The sequence below is a fragment of the Neobacillus drentensis genome, from assembly GCF_021560175.1.
GTDB classification, from domain to species: domain Bacteria; phylum Bacillota; class Bacilli; order Bacillales; family Cytobacillaceae; genus Neobacillus; species Neobacillus drentensis_A.
Genome location: NZ_CP091110.1, coordinates 3,865,997 through 3,883,341, shown reverse-complemented (window position 1 = coordinate 3,883,341; position 17,345 = coordinate 3,865,997). Strand labels below are relative to the sequence as shown.

Annotated in this window: 14 protein-coding genes; 12 read left to right on the top strand and 2 right to left on the bottom strand. The window is 38.3% G+C overall.

Translation table 11 applies throughout. The annotated features are described in order from the left end of the window. Positions 1-237 precede the first annotated feature (237 nt). The 3 genes from L1999_RS18075 to L1999_RS18065 all read left to right on the top strand — a co-directional run bounded on the left by L1999_RS18075 (position 238) and on the right by L1999_RS18065 (position 2,155). Complete coding sequence (locus tag L1999_RS18075; protein WP_235739831.1) at positions 238-660, top strand: MarR family winged helix-turn-helix transcriptional regulator; 423 nt, start codon at positions 238-240, stop codon at positions 658-660. A gap of 53 nt (positions 661-713) precedes the next feature. Continuing rightward, a complete protein-coding gene (locus L1999_RS18070) occupies positions 714-1,112 on the top strand; it encodes a DoxX family protein (RefSeq protein WP_235739830.1) in 399 nt (132 codons plus the stop codon). A 101-nt stretch (positions 1,113-1,213) separates the two neighbouring features. Next, positions 1,214-2,155: a ring-cleaving dioxygenase gene (locus tag L1999_RS18065; RefSeq protein ID WP_235739829.1), complete on the top strand. Its 942-nt coding sequence runs from the start codon at positions 1,214-1,216 to the stop codon at positions 2,153-2,155. A 522-nt stretch (positions 2,156-2,677) separates the two neighbouring features. Here the strand turns inward: L1999_RS18065 and L1999_RS18060 are convergent. Next, a complete protein-coding gene (locus tag L1999_RS18060) occupies positions 2,678-3,574 on the bottom strand; it encodes a DMT family transporter (RefSeq protein WP_235739828.1) in 897 nt (298 codons plus the stop codon). Positions 3,575-3,734: 160 nt separating this feature from the next. Between L1999_RS18060 and L1999_RS18055 the strand changes: the two genes are divergently transcribed. The 3 genes from L1999_RS18055 to L1999_RS18045 all read left to right on the top strand — a co-directional run bounded on the left by L1999_RS18055 (position 3,735) and on the right by L1999_RS18045 (position 7,225). Continuing rightward, positions 3,735-3,947 carry a DUF1540 domain-containing protein gene (locus L1999_RS18055; RefSeq protein WP_235739827.1) on the top strand — a complete coding sequence of 71 codons (213 nt, stop codon included), beginning with the start codon at positions 3,735-3,737 and terminating at the stop codon, positions 3,945-3,947. A 343-nt stretch (positions 3,948-4,290) separates the two neighbouring features. Then, on the top strand, positions 4,291-5,496 hold the full coding sequence (locus L1999_RS18050) for a quaternary amine ABC transporter ATP-binding protein (protein WP_235739826.1): 1,206 nt from the start codon (positions 4,291-4,293) through the stop codon (positions 5,494-5,496). A 1-nt stretch (position 5,497) separates the two neighbouring features. After that, positions 5,498-7,225: a glycine betaine ABC transporter substrate-binding protein gene (locus L1999_RS18045; protein WP_235739825.1), complete on the top strand. Its 1,728-nt coding sequence runs from the start codon at positions 5,498-5,500 to the stop codon at positions 7,223-7,225. A 163-nt stretch (positions 7,226-7,388) separates the two neighbouring features. On the opposite strand, the gene L1999_RS18040 is transcribed toward L1999_RS18045, so the two are convergent. Next, on the bottom strand, positions 7,389-8,600 hold the full coding sequence (locus L1999_RS18040; protein ID WP_235739824.1) for a 4-hydroxybenzoate 3-monooxygenase: 1,212 nt from the start codon (positions 8,598-8,600) through the stop codon (positions 7,389-7,391). Between the two features lie 117 nt (positions 8,601-8,717). Here L1999_RS18040 and L1999_RS18035 point away from each other — a divergent pair, with 117 nt between their 5' ends. From L1999_RS18035 to L1999_RS18010, 6 genes are all read left to right on the top strand, one after another. Beyond that, complete coding sequence (locus L1999_RS18035) at positions 8,718-9,518, top strand: IclR family transcriptional regulator (RefSeq protein ID WP_235739823.1); 801 nt, start codon at positions 8,718-8,720, stop codon at positions 9,516-9,518. Next, the gene (locus L1999_RS18030) at positions 9,515-10,285 is read left to right on the top strand and encodes an IclR family transcriptional regulator (RefSeq protein ID WP_235739822.1); all 771 of its coding nucleotides are present in this window, start codon (positions 9,515-9,517) and stop codon (positions 10,283-10,285) included. Before L1999_RS18035 ends, L1999_RS18030 begins: the two co-directional genes overlap by 4 nt. A 122-nt stretch (positions 10,286-10,407) precedes the next feature. Continuing rightward, positions 10,408-11,445, top strand: a complete 1,038-nt coding sequence (locus L1999_RS18025; protein ID WP_235739821.1) for a LacI family DNA-binding transcriptional regulator — start codon at positions 10,408-10,410, stop codon at positions 11,443-11,445. A 208-nt stretch (positions 11,446-11,653) separates the two neighbouring features. Beyond that, complete coding sequence (locus L1999_RS18020; RefSeq protein ID WP_235739820.1) at positions 11,654-14,797, top strand: beta-galactosidase, LacZ type; 3,144 nt, start codon at positions 11,654-11,656, stop codon at positions 14,795-14,797. Positions 14,798-15,495: 698 nt separating this feature from the next. Beyond that, on the top strand, positions 15,496-16,392 hold the full coding sequence (locus L1999_RS18015) for an ABC transporter permease (RefSeq protein WP_235744391.1): 897 nt from the start codon (positions 15,496-15,498) through the stop codon (positions 16,390-16,392). A 14-nt stretch (positions 16,393-16,406) separates the two neighbouring features. After that, positions 16,407-17,309, top strand: coding sequence for a carbohydrate ABC transporter permease (locus L1999_RS18010; protein ID WP_235739819.1), 903 nt, complete (start codon positions 16,407-16,409; stop codon positions 17,307-17,309). Positions 17,310-17,345: the final 36 nt, after the last annotated feature.

Genomic DNA, 17,345 nt, shown 5'->3' with positions numbered 1-17,345 from the left:
ATTATACAAGAAGTAATGGGAAAATAAGTTAATAATAGATAAAACAAATAGATAAATCAGCCGAGTAGGAATTTGCTCCAACTCATGTGCGAGAGGGCATCTCTGAACAGTAGAATCATCTTACAAATATTCAAATGGCAAAACATTTAAAATGGTTGTTGACAAATAACGTTATTCGTATTATCATTATCTCATATTCAAGATATATTAATTCAAGATTTATTGGAGGTGAGTTAAATGGTGAAGAAATGCACGAATTTACCCTTTCTGCAATTAATGCAAACATCAAAAGCAGTCCATGATCGAATGAAGGAAGAAATGTCCAAAAACAAGCTAAATATTCCGGAATTCTCGGTTTTGGAAGTCCTTTACCAAAAAGGGAAACAAACCATTCAACAGATTGGGAATTGCATCTTAATCTCAAGTGGTTCCATGACCTATGTGATAGATAAGTTAGAACAAAAAGGTCTATTAAATAGAAGTGACTGCCCTAATGATCGAAGAGCAATCCATGTTTCATTAACTGATGAAGGAAATGAATTTATGGATAAAATAATGCCTAACTATCATCAGGTAGTGGATGATATGTTTGATTCGTTAAATTCCGAAGAAGCAGAGACATTGGTTCGCTTGTTGAAAAAGGTAAGGAATAAAGTTTAATTTTTTTGATAAATATCTCGAATTCGAGATAAAAAACTTAGGAGGATTTTAAGATGATAAATATTGGTTTATTAATTATTCGTTTAGTAATCGGTTTACTTTTTGTTGGTCACGGTGCACAGAAATTGTTTGGCTGGTTCGGCGGGTACGGTTTAAAAGGAACAGGTGGATGGTTTGAGTCGATTGGAATGAAGCCGGGTGTAACCATGGCCCTTTTCGCAGGATTAGCTGAACTTGTTGGCGGAATATTGTTTGCTGTTGGTCTTCTAACGCCCCTAGCTGGTTTCATCATTGCAGGAACGATGGTAATGGCAATTGTGAAGGTACATGGTGCTAATGGGTTATGGGCAACGTCCAATGGCTATGAATATAACTTAACTTTACTTGCGGTGACGATAGGTGTAGCGCTAATAGGTCCTGGTCAATATGCTTTAGACGCATTTTTATTTTAAATATCTTGAAGTAGAGATTCTTAAATTCAAATAAAAATCTTAGGTTTTAATGTTTTAACTAGGAACAAAATAACTATCCTATGAAAAAGGAGTGTTCCACTATGACTAAAAAAATAATGGGGATTCACCATATCACTGCGATTGTCGGTCATCCTCAAGAGAATGTTGATTTTTACGCTGGAGTTTTAGGGTTACGTTTGGTAAAACAAACGGTTAATTTTGATGATCCAGAGACCTATCACCTGTACTTCGGGAATGAAGGTGGAAAACCAGGAACTATTATTACTTTCTTTCCATGGGCTGGGGCTCGCCAAGGAATCATTGGTGACGGTCAGGTAGGCGTTACTTCATATGTCGTTCCAAAGGGTTCATTTAAATTTTGGGAACAAAGACTTGAAACGTTCCAAATTCCTTTTACGAAAATGGAACGTTTTGGGGAGCAATATCTGGAATTTGATGATCCACATGGTCTTCACTTAGAATTAGTGGAAAGAGAAGAAGGGGAAATCAATCCATGGAGCTTTGGTGAAGTAACATCAGAAGTCGCTATCAAAGGTTTTGGCGGAGCGACTTTATTATCAACCCAGCCTAACAAAACGGCTGAATTGTTAGAAAAAGTATTAGGTCTTGAAGTAATCGGGAATGAGGGGGATTTCACTCGGTTCCGCTCTACCGCAGATATTGGTAATGTGATCGACCTTAAATTATCGCCGATTGGACGCGGACAAATGGGTGTGGGAACGGTACACCACATTGCTTGGCGGGCATTGAATGACCAAGACCAATTGTATTGGAAACAACATGTTGCAGCGAATGGATATGGAGTCACTCCTGTTAAGGACAGAAATTATTTTAATGCGGTTTATTTTAGGGAGCATGGCGAAATACTATTTGAAATTGCGACAGATCCTCCAGGATTCGCACTTGATGAATCATATGAAACGATGGGTGAAAAATTAATGCTGCCTGAACAGTATGAACCATATAGAGGTCAAATTGAGAGAGGCTTGCTGCCTTTTGAAGTAAGAAATTTAGATGCTTGACAACCTATCTTGAAAAATAAAAAAAAGAGGGTAGTCAATGGCCTTGATTGACTACCCAAGCTTATAAAATAATTCAATGAAGGTAGACAACAGCCTTGATTAACGACCCAAGTTTGAAAAATAATTCAATGAAGGTAGACAATAGCCCTGATTGACGACCCAAGTTTGAAAAATAATTCGATGAAGGTAGACAATAGCCTTGATTAACGACCCAAGTTTGAAAAATAATTCAATGAAGGTAGATAACAGCCCTGATAGACGACCGAAGCTTGAAAAATAATTCGTTGAAGGTAGACAATAGCCGTGATTGACGACCCAAGCACGAAAAATAATTCAATGACAGTCATCAATAACCCCTTGGCTACCCAAATTGCATTATTTATTACTTACGAGAATTTAATCCACCAAAAAATGGGACCTCTTTAAAAGATGTCCCGTTTTTTTTTTATGGTTAATTGTTTTAAAAGAAATATACGATCGTTCTTTTATTCAAACCAGTTCACCATTATGCGTGTAACTAAATTAATAGTCAATTGTCATCCCAACTGTTTTCTTTTTACCTAACAAATTTACCAATAATACCCCCGAAACGGTAACAATTCCCCCTACAATAGATAGTGTACTTGGAAGCTCTCTAAGCCATACCCAAGCCACTATAATCGCGAATACAGGTTCAATATAAAGAAGGGTTGAAACCGAGCTTGCATTTCCCATGGATAAAGCAATAGCCCATGTTACATAAGCTATACCTGCTGGGAAAATTCCTACATAGATCGCTGACAAATTGGCTTCTAACGTTGCATGTTGAATTCCCTCAATCAAGCCTGGTGAGAAAAATAAAAATGGCAGCGTTCCAGCCCAGGTAAAATAAGCGGTTAATTCAATCGGTTTGTAGCGAGTAAAAAGTGGTTTTTGTAAAACAAAGAAAACAGAAGTTGCTAACGCAGCAACTAATACAAAGATAATTCCTGGTGAAAAAGTCAAGGTGTCATTTGAACCGATGGTAATAATGGCAATACCTGCAAAACCAATAAAAAGTCCAATCCAACCCATTCGTTCAAGCCGCTCTTTTAGGACAAGTATCGCAATAATCGTGGTAAAAATGGGCGAAGATGCTATAAGCATAGCAGCGGTTCCGGCAGAAACAGTTTGAGAACCAAAGGTTACCCCAATATGATAGGTGCTAATACCAATCCATCCCAAAAGCAAAAGCCGTATCCAGTCTTTCTTGGCTGGAAAGCGAAATTTCACTCCGGGAATGAGTGCATATAGGACAAATGAGAAAGAAGCAATTAAATAGCGAAATAAAACCAAATGGCCAGAAGAATAACCACCTTGCAAACTTGCACGGATGGCAGCGAATGCAGATCCCCAGATAATTACCGTTATCATTGCCATAAGCAAAGCTTTTTTATTCATAAAAATCCCCTTTATTATACAAACTCATTCTCTTCATGCGCTTTTTATTATACCATTTTTCAGTAAATTAAAATTATTTATAAAAGTAATCATATGGAATGAAAAATGGCTTTTTGCAGAAGATAATATAGCAACAGGAAAACAAAAGGGAGGTACTAAAATGCCCAAAGTAGAAGTTTCTTGTGCGATTTCGAACTGTACTTTTTATGGAGATGGAAATGTTTGTACTGCTGATAAGATTATGGTTGAACTAGATAGCCATGCACGATATGATACCGAAATGTCTGCTGAGTTAGGCGAAAAGAACCACCAAGATACAGCTGGTCATTCAGCGGAGACTTGTTGTAAAACGTTTAAGCCAAAAAATAGCTGATTTGAAAGCATTCATCGTAATTGGTGAATGCTTTTCAGATTAAAATTTGGAATTGTCTTATTTGAAATTATCGATAAATGTTAATCCATTTAGTTAATTCCGATGACCTCTTAAAAACTCCCAAAAAAGTAAAACTGCACTCCTCCTGAAGAATTTTAGTATATATGCATACAATACGATTCTTCTCCGACTATTCTGAGGATTGCTAAATTTTTTTGGTATGCCCACTGGGTATATCCTTTTTTTTATGTTTTATTTTGTTTTTCTATCTAAACGAACATAGAACAACAAATTGTGGAAAAAATGTATATGATAAGCTCGATTATAAAAATGAGGTGACAGCATGAATCCCTACATAGAGGTTAGAAGTGTCTCTAAGATTTTTGGTAACAATCCAAAAGCGGCCATTGATTTATTAAAACAAGGGAAGACCAAAAAAGAAATATTGAAAGCAACGGGACAGACGGTAGGGGTAAAGAATGTTTCCTTTGAAATTTATCCTGGGGAGATTTTCGTTATTATGGGTTTATCTGGAAGTGGGAAATCTACCTTAATCCGCATGTTTAACCGGCTGATTGATCCGACAATCGGTGAGATCTTGATTGAAAATGAAGATATCGTAAAGATGAACGACGCAAGGCTGAGGGAAGTAAGACAGAAAAAAATCAGCATGGTGTTTCAGAACTTTGCATTGTTTCCTCATAAAACTATCTTAGAAAATACGGAGTATGGACTAGAAATTCAGAAGGTTCCGCCAGAACAGCGAAAGGAAAAAGGACTACGAGCGCTGGAAGTTGTCGGGTTAAAAGGGTATGAAAACCAGCTGCCTAAACAATTGAGCGGCGGCATGCAGCAAAGGGTGGGGTTGGCAAGGGCTCTAGCAAGTGACACCGCTGTGATACTGATGGACGAAGCCTTCAGTGCGCTTGATCCCTTAATCCGGAAAGATATGCAGGATGAATTACTGGAGATCCAGGAAAAATACAAAAAAACAATTATTTTTATCACCCATGATTTAGATGAGGCATTGAGAATTGGAGACCGGATTGCCTTAATGAAGGATGGCAGTGTCATACAGCTGGGAACACCAGAACAAATTTTGATGAATCCGGCTAATGAATTTGTCGAGAAGTTTGTGGAGGATGTAAACTTATCCAAAATTTTAACTGCCTCCCATGTTATGAAGCGGGCAGAAAAAATAGGGGTCGACCGCGGTCCACGGGTGGCATTGGAAATCATGCGGAAGCAGGGGTATTCCAGTATTTTTGTCGTGGATCGGAATCGAAAACTATTGGGAGCAATTACCGCTGAGCAGGCGCGGCAGGCAATTGAGCATAATCAAACGATTGCGGAAGTGATGACAACGGATATTCCAACGGTTTCTGGTGATACATTTTTGACTGATCTGATGGATGTAATGGCGACAGCAAGTCTGCCCATTTCTGTGATTGATGAAAACAACCGTCTTGTAGGAATTGTTATTCGCGGGGCCGTCATTGGAGCTTTGGCCGGAAATAAAGATTCCTTGAACGATTTGGAGGGTGAATAAGATGAACATTCCGAAAATCCCTTTAGGAGATTGGGTAGACGTTCTGGTCAAGTGGGTCACCGTTGCATTTGCAGGTTTATTTACCGTGTTAACAACCGCTATCGAGGGTCTTTTGAATATTTTAGTCGATGTCCTGAGTGCGGGACCTCCTATTCTTTTAATAATCATCTTAACCTTGCTGGTAACCTACACAAGCAGATGGCCTTTAGGAGTCTTTACGCTCCTGAGCTTACTTTTAATTGATAATCTCGGTTATTGGGATTCCGGTATTCAAACGATTGCGATTGTTTTATTATCGGGATTAATTACGATCATTATTGGAATTCCTGTTGGAATTTGGTGTGCTCAAAGGAAAACGGTACATAGAATAGTAACACCAATACTCGATTTTATGCAGACGATGCCGGCATTTGTTTATTTAATACCCTCTATCTTATTTTTTGGCATTGGTGTAGTACCTGGAATTATCGCTTCCTTTATTTTTGCGATTGCACCAACGATTCGCATGACTAATTTGGGTATTCAAGAAGTTCCGAAAGATTTAATCGAGGCAGCGGATGCCTTTGGTTCGAGTAACAGCCAAAAATTATTTAAGGTTCAATTACCGATCGCCACACCAACGATTATGGCTGGTGTGAATCAAAGTATTATGCTTGCCCTCTCTATGGTGGTAACCGCTTCTTTAGTAGGAGCACCAGGACTAGGCGCGGATGTTTACCGGGCGGTCAGTCAAATTGACGTAGGAAGAGGATTTGAAGCAGGATTATCGATCGTCTTTATCGCGGTCATTCTTGACCGGATTACGCAAAACTTACGGAAGCCAGCTTATGAGCATATTATCAAGAAAAAAATCGTGTTTTCGATCGTTGCCGCGCTGGTTATTCTTACTGCCATTGTGACAGGCATTACCAACCAAACGGCTCAGGATAAAAAAGGAAACGGCGTTGGGGCTCAAACCGATTATCAAATTATTGGGATTGAGCCTGGAGCAGGTATCATGACTCAGGCTGGTAACGCACTAAAAGAATATCAACTGAAGGATTGGCAGGTAGTGGAAGGATCTTCCGCCGCGATGGCAGCTGAATTGGATAAGGCTTATGGTCAGAAGAAACCGATTATTGTCACCGGCTGGGCACCGCATTGGATGTTTTCAACTTATGATTTGAAATTTCTAAAAGACCCGAACAAATCATTTGGCACAGTAGAAGATATTCATACCATCGTAAGAAAAGGTCTTGAACAAGATATGCCGGGTGCTTACACCATCCTTGATCAATTTTCGTGGAAGCCAGCTGATATGGAAAAAGTGATGGTGGACATCAAAAAGGGGATGGACCCCACTCAAGCAGCCGAAAAATGGATAAAGGCTAACGGAGATCAAGTGGCAAAATGGACTAATGGCGCCAAAAAGGGCAATGGGGAAACCATCAATCTTGTCTATGTCGCGTGGGACACAGAAATCGCTAGTACCAACGTGATCGGGAAGGTGCTGGAAGACAATGGCTTTAAGGTAAAATTAAGTCAAGTCGAGGTAGGACCAATGTTTGCCGGTGTGGCTAACGGAAGCGCCGACGCTATGGTTGCTGGTTGGCTGCCAAGTACTCATAAAAAATATTACGAGCAATATAAAAACGATTTTCTAGATTTAGGAGTGAACCTCCATGGAACAAGGAATGGATTAGTGGTTCCAAAGTATATGGACATCGATTCAATTGAAGATTTGAAGTAGAAAACGAGATCCCCCTAGTAACGGAACTAAAAAAGGAATTTGACCATGCGTCAAATTCCTTTTTTAAATGCCTGAATAGTTGATTGGCCGAATTTATATGGACTTTGGATCATTTTTAAACAACATCGGCTCTTCTGCCATTATTAACCAAAAAATCATCCGCTTATTTGATAAGTGTCTTAAAATCTCCCGCCTTTTCCCACTGAATCGGCAAGCCAACGTAATTTTCAGCGATCGTACTTAATCCAGCTTCAGACGAAGTATAATAATCTAGTTCTGCCAGCTGAACACCCTGTTCAAAGGAATCAAATTTAGGATTGGTGTGAAGAAGTCGTGTCATGAAATAAGAGAAACGTTCTGCCTTCCAAACACGATGAAGACAAATTTCCGAATAACGATCCAGTATATCTGTACTGCCATTCTGATAAAATTCGGTAATTCCGCGGGACATGACTTTTACATCCGTAGCGGCAAGGTTTAGTCCTTTAGCACCTGTTGGCGGAACCGTATGAGCAGCATCCCCGGCAATAAAGAGACGGCCATATTGCATCGTCTCACAAACGAAACTGCGCATTTGGAAAATTCCTTTTGAATTAATCGGTCCATCTGGCACCTGCCAGCCATCATTTGTTTTGGTTCGTGCCGTTAATTCGGTCCAAATCCGATCATCTGACCAATTGGCAATATCATCGAACGGGTCCACTTGAAGATAGTGTCGTTGGAGAATAGGTGTACGCGTGCTAAGTAAAGCAAATCCTTGATCATGATAGGCATAAATTAATTCATCTGCTGCGGGTGCGGAATCGGATAGGATTCCTAACCAGCCATATTGATAAAAATGAACATGTTCTTTTCTTATCGTTTCAGGAATTGCAAGACGGCTTGGTCCATGATAGCCGTCACAGCCTGCGATAAAGTCACAAACAAGTTCTTCGTCCAACCCATTTTTACGGTACCTTATTTTCGGTTGGTTTGTATCGATATCATGTAGAGTGACCTCTTCCACGTCAAAGATAATGTCTTTGCCATTTTCATAACGGGCATTGACCAGGTCGATAATCACTTCGTGCTGTGGATAAACAACGACGTGCTTGCCGCCAGAATATTTTTTTAAATCAATATGGCGTCTTTGCCCATTAAATTGAAAGTAGTTGCCATTATGAAAATGACCTTCACGATCCATTCGGTCGCCGACACCCATTTCTCTTAAAAGATCAATCGTTGTTTGTTCTAGAATACCGGCCTTAACGGTTCCCTCGATATTGTTTCTGGATTTACGCTCCAAGATAACAGAATCAATACCTTGAAGATGTAGTAGTTGTGCAAGAATAAGACCAGCTGGGCCAGCCCCGATAATCCCAACTTGTGTTTTCAATTTTTCCAGCTCCTTTGATTGAAAGCGTTTTATATTTCGATAAAGTTATAATATAATTAAAATATTCTGAATAGTAGTGTTAACTTCTTATATACGGAACAAATTAAATCTTTTGAGGTGATTGGTATCATTCCGACTAATAAAAAAACGTCCGTTTTACAATCGGTCCAGAATGGACTGCAAATACTACAACTTTTTACAATTGAAAAACCAATTTGGGGAATCACTGAGATAGCCAATGCTCTTGAAATGAATAAAAGTTCCGTGAGCAGGCTAGTATCCGATTTGACTGCTGAAAGTTTTTTACAAAAGGAAGGGAATAAATATAGTCTTGGATTTTCGTTACTTTCTATTAGTGGCGTGATTACTTCCCATTTAGAAATTCATCGAGAGTCCAAAGATATATTAAAAAAATTAGTATCTGATCTAGGGGAATCGGCTCATGTTGCAATTTTAGAAGGAATAGAAATTACCTACGTCCATAAAGTCGAATGCTCGAATCCAGTACCTCTTTTATCATCGATTGGAAAAAAGAATCCGGTATCTTGTACAAGTGCTGGCAAAGTTTTATTGGCATTTGGGAGAAAGAATATAGTTGACAGCATCATCAGGGAAGGTCTTCCACGAATGGGACCAAACAGCCAGACAGATCCTGAGCAACTAATCTATCAATTACGTCAAATTAAAGAACAGGGATATTCCATCTGTATCGATGAAATGCATGACAATGTTGTAAGTATTGCAGCTCCAGTTAGGGACTACACGGGTGAAGTGGTAGCGGCCCTCAGTGTTGTCGGGACAAGGGACCGTATTCAAAATCATGAAATTAATAGGTTTACTGGAAGGGTCATGAAGGCTGCAAATGAAGTATCGCTGAGATTAGGAAATATTCCTGAAAAGGAGCGGTCAGAACATTGAGGTATCCTTCTGCAAATAGTTATCATTACTCGTCTTTGAGAAATGCTCTTCGTCTTCTCCATCTATTTTCCTTGGAAGAACCTGAATTACAATTAGAGGATATTGCAAGCCGTTTGGAAATAGGGCAAAGTACGGCGTTTCGTTTAGTTCATACTTTGATGGTAGAAGGCTTTATTGTCAGGGATTCATCCACTAAATCCTACCGTTTAGCAGCATCCTTATTAGCTTTGGGACAGACGCTCATTAAAAAGGAAAATATATATCATTTGTCATACGATCATATAGAGAAACTAGCAGAGAGGACGGGTGAAACAGCCCATATTGGTATTATTAAAGAATTTCAGCTGATGTATCTCATAAAAATCGATAGTACAAATCCCGTCCATTTATTGTCGCATGCTGGGAGGAGAAGTCCGCTTCATTGTACGAGCACTGGACAAGTTTTGTTAGCTTATCAAGAAGAGTCCACCATTAATCAGGTACTGGAGGGGAATCTAATATCCTATACATCCAAAACAATCACAGATCCAATGGTGTTAAAAAAGTTATTACATACAATCCGATCCAAAGGATATGCGGTGAGTAAGGAAGAACTTCATGAAGGGGGTGTGTCAATCGCAGTTCCTGTTAGGAATAGCAAAAGCAAACCAATAGCCGCTGTGAGTATCGCAGGACCGATTACTAGAATAAATGAGCGAACTATCCCCAAATTAATAAAACAAGTACAGCAAGCGGCCGATAAAGTGACAAAAAGCTTACAAAATTGATTTACTCAAAGAGTGGTTAACAATTTATTGACTTGCGGCTATTAAAGGATTACAATTTAATTGAAATCGGTTTCATTCTTCCTTCTTGAATGCAATGAAATCATTAGCGATGGAGGAAAGTTATGAAAAAGGAAAATATAACTATATATGACATTGCCAAAGAAGCTAATGTATCTCCAGCTACTGTTTCGAGAGTCTTAACCGGAAATGCAAAAGTGCGGCCTCAAACAATGCGGAAAATAGTAGATGTAATTGAAAAATATAATTTTAGACCTAATAGTCTAGCAAGAAGCTTATTACATAAGCAATCGAAAACGATTGGTTTTATCCTGCCAGACATCAATCATCCATTTTTTTCAACACTGGTTCAAAAATGTGAAGCACATGCATTGGAATTAGGGTATACAACTTTTTTGTGCAATACGATGAACAACTCAGCAAATGAATCAAAATACTTACAAAGTTTAGTAGAAAAACAAGTGGATGGGATTATCTATTTGGGCGGAAGAATTAATGATACGGACACCGATCAAGAATACGCGGAAGAAATGAAGAAAGTGATGGAAAGAATTCCGGTTGTTTTTGTGAACGGTCAAATGGCTGGGGTGGATGCCCATATGGTTAGAACAGATGAAGAGTCAGGGATTGAAAAGCTTGTTGAACTATTAGTAAATCTAAAACATAAAAAGATAGGTTTTCTAGGTGGATTGGAAGGAATTAGTTCAACGGACGTGAAAAAGAATACGTTTGTGAAAGCCATGAAATCTAAAGGGTTAGGCGTTAACAAAGATTGGATTTTTGGTACTGGGTTTAATATTGAATCAGGTGAAGAAGTGGCTGCACAATTGCTTTATTTGAGAGATAGACCTACAGCGGTTATCTGTGCCAATGATTTAGTAGCAATTGGGGTCATAAAGGTTCTTACTAAATTTGGGCTAAAAGTTCCAGATGATGTTTCCATTGTTGGCTTCGATGATATTTATTTGGCGCAGCATTTTCCTCCGGGAATTACGACAGTCAGCCAGAATTATGATCAGTTGGGTCAGACGGCTATCAATGTTCTAGTAGATTTAATTAATGAGAACGAAGCAGAAAAAGAAACGGTCGTTCCAACATCACTCGTATTGAGAGATTCTTGTAAATTATTTTCAGAATTATAAAATAAATCATTGCACCCATCCATAATTTAGGGTACGATAAAAAATGAAATGGGTTTCGTAAGGTGTGGAATATTAATTGATAGTATTTAAATTTACTATAATAGATGATTAATATTCCTTTATTATTTAGTTTTTTTGAAACGGGTTTCATGAAAAGGTAGTTGTGTGAGAAATTACGAATTTAAATGTATGGAAGAGAGGTATTTTTATGCTTAAACAGCTGAACAAATATAAGTATACTCCACCTAAAAATGGATATCCCGAGTGGAATAACAACCCCGAGATCTTTCAACTAAATCGATTGGATGCTCATGCAACATTAATGCCGTATAGAACAGTTGAGGAAGCATTAAAAGGGGACCGAACTTCGTCTGAATTTTGTCATTCATTAAATGGAAACTGGAAATTCGCATTTTATGAGAATCCTGAAAAAAGAAATCAAGCATTTTTTAAAGAGGATTATGATGCAAGTGAGTGGGATGAAATCAAGGTGCCGGCACACTGGCAGCTGCAAGGATATGATTATCCCCAATATACAAATCTTCGATATCCATGGGAAGGAAAAGAAGATATTAAGCCACCTTTTGCTCCAACAAAATATAATCCTGTTGGGCAGTACATCCGGAATTTTACGATCCCAGAGGATTGGAAGGACCAGCCGGTTTATATCAGCTTTCAAGGAGTGGAGTCAGCCTTTTATTTGTGGGTAAATGGAGAACTTGTTGGATACAGTGAGGATACCTTTACACCAGCAGAGTTTGATTTAACACCTTACTTAATTGACGGCGAAAATAAGTTAGCAGTAGAGGTTTATCGTTGGTGTGATGCCAGCTGGTTAGAGGACCAGGATTTTTGGAGGATGAGTGGGATCTTCCGTGATGTCTATTTGTATTCAACTCCAGAAGTTCATATCAATGATTTCTTTGTGACCACGGAGTTGGATTGTGACTATAAGGATGCTGAATTAAAGATCGAAGCCAAAATCAAAAATGTGTTTGAGCAGGTAGTGAATGGTTATAAGGTCGAAGCAATGCTTTATGACCAAGAAAACAATCCTGTTTTTGAGGACTCTCTCCAAATAAACGTGGATATGAATAATCAATCCTTGCTTTCGATTAACGCTTCAACTCATGTAAAGAATCCTTTTAAATGGAGTGCAGAAAGACCATACCTCTATACATTCGTTTTAATTTTAAAAGATGAAAGCGGAATCATCAGAGAAACCGAGAGCTGTAAGGTGGGATTCCGAACATTTGAAATAAAAGACGGTCTCATGAAAATCAACGGCAGACGAATTGTCCTAAAAGGTGTAAACCGTCACGAGTTTGCATCGGATAAAGGGAGAGCCGTTGGTTATGAGGATATGATTAACGATATAAAACTAATGAAGCAGCATAATATTAATGCCGTCCGTACTTCCCATTATCCGAATAATACGTTTTGGTACGAATTATGTGATCAATATGGTTTGTATGTGATTGATGAAACCAATCTTGAAACCCACGGAACATGGAAGTATGGGCAAAAAGATGAAGGCGATACAGTGCCGGGAAGCAAGGTTGAATGGCGGGAAAACGTCCTTGATCGATGTAATTCCATGTTTCAACGAGATAAAAACCATCCTTCAATTATTATTTGGTCGCTTGGTAATGAATCATTTGGCGGGGATAATTTTATTAAAATGCATGATTTTTTAAAGAAAAATGATCCTACTAGAATCGTTCATTATGAAGGGATTTTCCATTACCGTAAATCAGAAGCAGCTTCAGATATTGAAAGTACGATGTATGTAAATCCTGAAGGTGTGCAGAAATATGCTGAATATGTGCAAAACGCAGAAAATCCAAAGCCGTACATTTTATGTGAGTATAGCCATGCGATGGGAAATTCCTGTGGAAACCTTTACAAATATACTGATTTGTTTGAAAAATACCCTATTATTCAGGGTGGATTTATTTGGGACTGGAAGGATCAAGCTTTATTAACTAAGACCAAGGATGGTGTACCATACTTAGCCTATGGTGGTGATTTTGGAGAAACACCTCATGATGGCAATTTTTCAGGGAATGGTTTGATTTTTGCCGATGGTACGATTTCACCAAAGATTATCGAGGTTAAAAAGTGCTATCAGAATGTTCGTTTTACAGCTAATAATCTGGAAGAAGGTCTTGTTGATGTGGTAAATAACTATCTGTTTACTGACCTTCGAGAGTACGAACTAGTATGGCAGCTAGCAGAAAATGGCGTGTTCATTCAAAAAGGAACTGCAGAAATAGAGGTAGAACCATGCTCCTCCAAAACGATTCAACTAGCTTACTCTCTTCCAGAAGTCTGTAAACCGTCAGATGAATACGTTTTAACAGTTAGCCTGCATTTAAAAAATAGCACCCTTTGGGCACAGATAGGCCATGAAGTTGCTTTTGAACAATTTGTGATTCCTACAGTGAAAACAGCAGCAGCAAGTATGCCTATCAACCTGCCCAAAACAGAGGTGCGACATGAAAAAGATTATGTAACGATAAATGGTGCCAGTTTTACTGTTGTTTTTAATAAAACCAATGGGGCTTTAGAGTCTTATAGATTCAATAGTATCCCTCTACTTGAGAATGAATTAGGTCTGAATTTTTGGCGTGCGATGACAGATAATGACCGTGGGAATAAATTGGATGAACGCAGCTCTGTATGGAGAGATGCGGGGACGAATAAAGTTCTGACATCGTTTTTAGTAGATGTGAAAAGTCCTTCTACTACGGTAGTGACAACTGAATACGGTTTGCCAACAACATTATCTATATGCAAGATTGTTTACACCATTACGGGTGATGGAGAAATAACAGTAGACTATCAACTACAACCTGGGAACGATCTTCCCGAGCTGCCTGAGGTCGGAATGATGACAACATTAGATGGCAGGTTCGACACCATAACGTGGTATGGAAAAGGCCCATATGAAAATTATTGGGATAAAGAGAAAGGAGCAAAAATTGGATTATATACGGGGAAAGTTAAAGATCAATATGTACCATACTTAAAACCTCAGGAATGCGGCAATAAAACAGGCGTAAGATGGGCAGTACTCTCCAATCAACAGGGGGCAGGGTTAAAGGTAATTGGAAGCCCTACAGTTGAGGTGAATGCCTTACCTTATACTCCATTTGAGCTTGAAGAGCATGATCACGGTTATAAATTACCACCAAGCGGTAAAACAGTCGTACGGATTAATTATAAACAAATGGGCGTAGGCGGAGATGATAGCTGGGGTCAAAAAACACATCCTGAATTCACGCTATTTGCCAATCGATGTTACTCTTATACCTTTAAACTTAAGGGAATTAGTGTAAAGGGTTTATAGACCTTTTCTTGTGAATTGAATCCATCAGAACCTATCCGATTTCGAGGTATGAACTGTCGCTTTAGTATTAATGTGTTCCCTTGGATTAGTTTAGCCAAGGGAACATAATATAAATCTGGTCATGAGTATTGTCTTGAAACCCATTTCTAATTGATGCGATACCAAACGGTATACAAGTATAGGATTATAATAATGGTAATCTTGAAAATAATCTAAATAGTCAAGTAACAGTATTTACATTTGATAGGAACCGAAATATAATAAAAATATAGTAACCGCTTACAATGGAGGATTTAAAAGACTCCTTTGATTTTCTGAATAAGAAACTGCCTTTATCTCAATGTAATGAAACCCATTTCATCCTCCTAGAATCCATACATAATAAATGAGAACAGAATATCAATAAAAAGTTGCATTGGAATGTTTTTTGAAACCCATTTCAAATCACCTAGTTAATTGATACTACTCTATACTATATGACCTATAGAAAACCTTTTGTTTCTAAAAAGATAATCTTCTTCAGGTGCTAGTGTAGTAATCTGATAGATCACCTTGCCGCTTGTTTTATATGCTGGTTTGCCGCTTTTGAGTTCAAAATATGTTGTTTAGGGGGGATTTATTTGAAAACTGTTACTGTAGAATCACCGACACCTATTGTTGAAAAACAAACAAAAACTAAAGAGTCCGCATTTAAAAGAATGTGGAAGAACCGAACCCTTCTTCTTATGTGTTTGCCTGCGATTATTTTCTTTGCTATCTTTGCTTACCTGCCCATGCCGGGACTTTATCTAGCATTTGTAAACTATGATTATTCACTTGGAATTTTTAAAAGCGTCTTCGTTGGATTTGATAATTTTAAATTTTTGGTCATGACCGGTGATTTATGGAAATTAACCTTTAATACAATTGCTTATAATATAGCTTTCATAGTACTAGGTAATTTCCTGCAAATAGGTGTAGCCATCATGCTGAACGAACTGACAAATAAATGGTTCAAAAAAGTATCACAGACAATCATGTTCCTGCCACACTTTATTTCCGCTGTTCTAGTTGGACTTTTAGCCTATAACATCCTAAGTTACGATTATGGTTTATTAAATTCATTTTTAAAAATGGTTGGTGTGGATCCGGTGCAGACTTATTCTAATCCTCATATTTGGCCTTATATTATTGTCATTACCTTCTTATGGCAATCCACAGGATATGGATCAATCGTTTATTTTGCAGCCATTATGGGGCTGGATAAATCGATTTTAGAAGCTGCGGAAATCGATGGTGCAAATGCTTTCCAACGTATTCGATATATCATTATTCCTTGGCTTAAGCCGACGTTCATCATTTTATTATTGTTCTCTTTAGGTGGAGTATTAAAAGGAAATTTTGGTTTGTTTTATAACTTGGTTGGGGCAAATAATACCATGCTCTATCCTACCACTGATATTATTGAAACCTATGTTTTCCGAACATTGATGACGAATTTTAACTTCTCATTAGGAAGTGCTGTAAGTTTATATCAATCTTTCTTTGGTCTCGTTATTGTTCTTGTGGCTAACTGGATTATTAAAAAGGTTTCACCAGATAATTCATTATTTTAAGGGAGGGAGTATTTATGGAAAATACGGCCAGACGAAATATAGATGTGTCGACGATTATGGTTCGTATAATTGGTTATGGTTTTATCGGTGTTTTTGCTCTTTCGTGTCTTTTGCCCTTTATCTTAATCCTATCTTCTTCTCTCTCATCAGAGAAGTCCATTATGGACCACGGATTTTCCTTATGGCCTAAAGAGTTTTCTACATTTGCCTATCAGATTGTTTTTCAGAATCCAAGACTTGTCATTGGATCCTATATCGTAACGTTGGGCATTACAATTGTCGGTACTGCAGTAGGTCTATTTATTGTCGCCATGACAGGTTATGCCTTGCAGCGCCAGGATTTCTTGTATCGTAATAAGATTTCATTTTACATCTACTTTACAACCCTTTTTTCAGGTGGTCTTGTCCCATTCTATCTATTAATTACGCAGTATCTGCATCTTAAGGATAATTACTTGGCTGTACTGTTACCAGGATTGCTGAGTCCTTTTCTAATTATTATGATGAAATCTTTCACAAAGTCGATTCCACATGAGATTACGGAATCTGCGAAGATTGATGGTGCCGGTGATTTCACCATTTTTTTAAGGATTATCCTGCCGATGTCTACGCCAGCCTTGGCGACAATCGGACTATTCATTGCCCTTGGGTATTGGAATGAATGGTATAATTCCATGCTTTTCCTTTCACCTAATATGGAATATAGGCCGCTGCAACTGTTTCTTTATAACGTAATTACGAGTGCTGACTTTATCAGGAATTCAGCTGCATCCTCCAATGTGCCGCCGCAAGACGTACCATTGGAATCTATGAAAATGGCAACAGCCGTTGTAGCTACTGGTCCGGTTATTCTATTTTATCCGTTTGTACAAAAGTACTTTATTACAGGTATTACAGTTGGTGCAGTAAAAGGGTAATTGAATATGACTTGAGGATCTTACCTCGTTTCATAG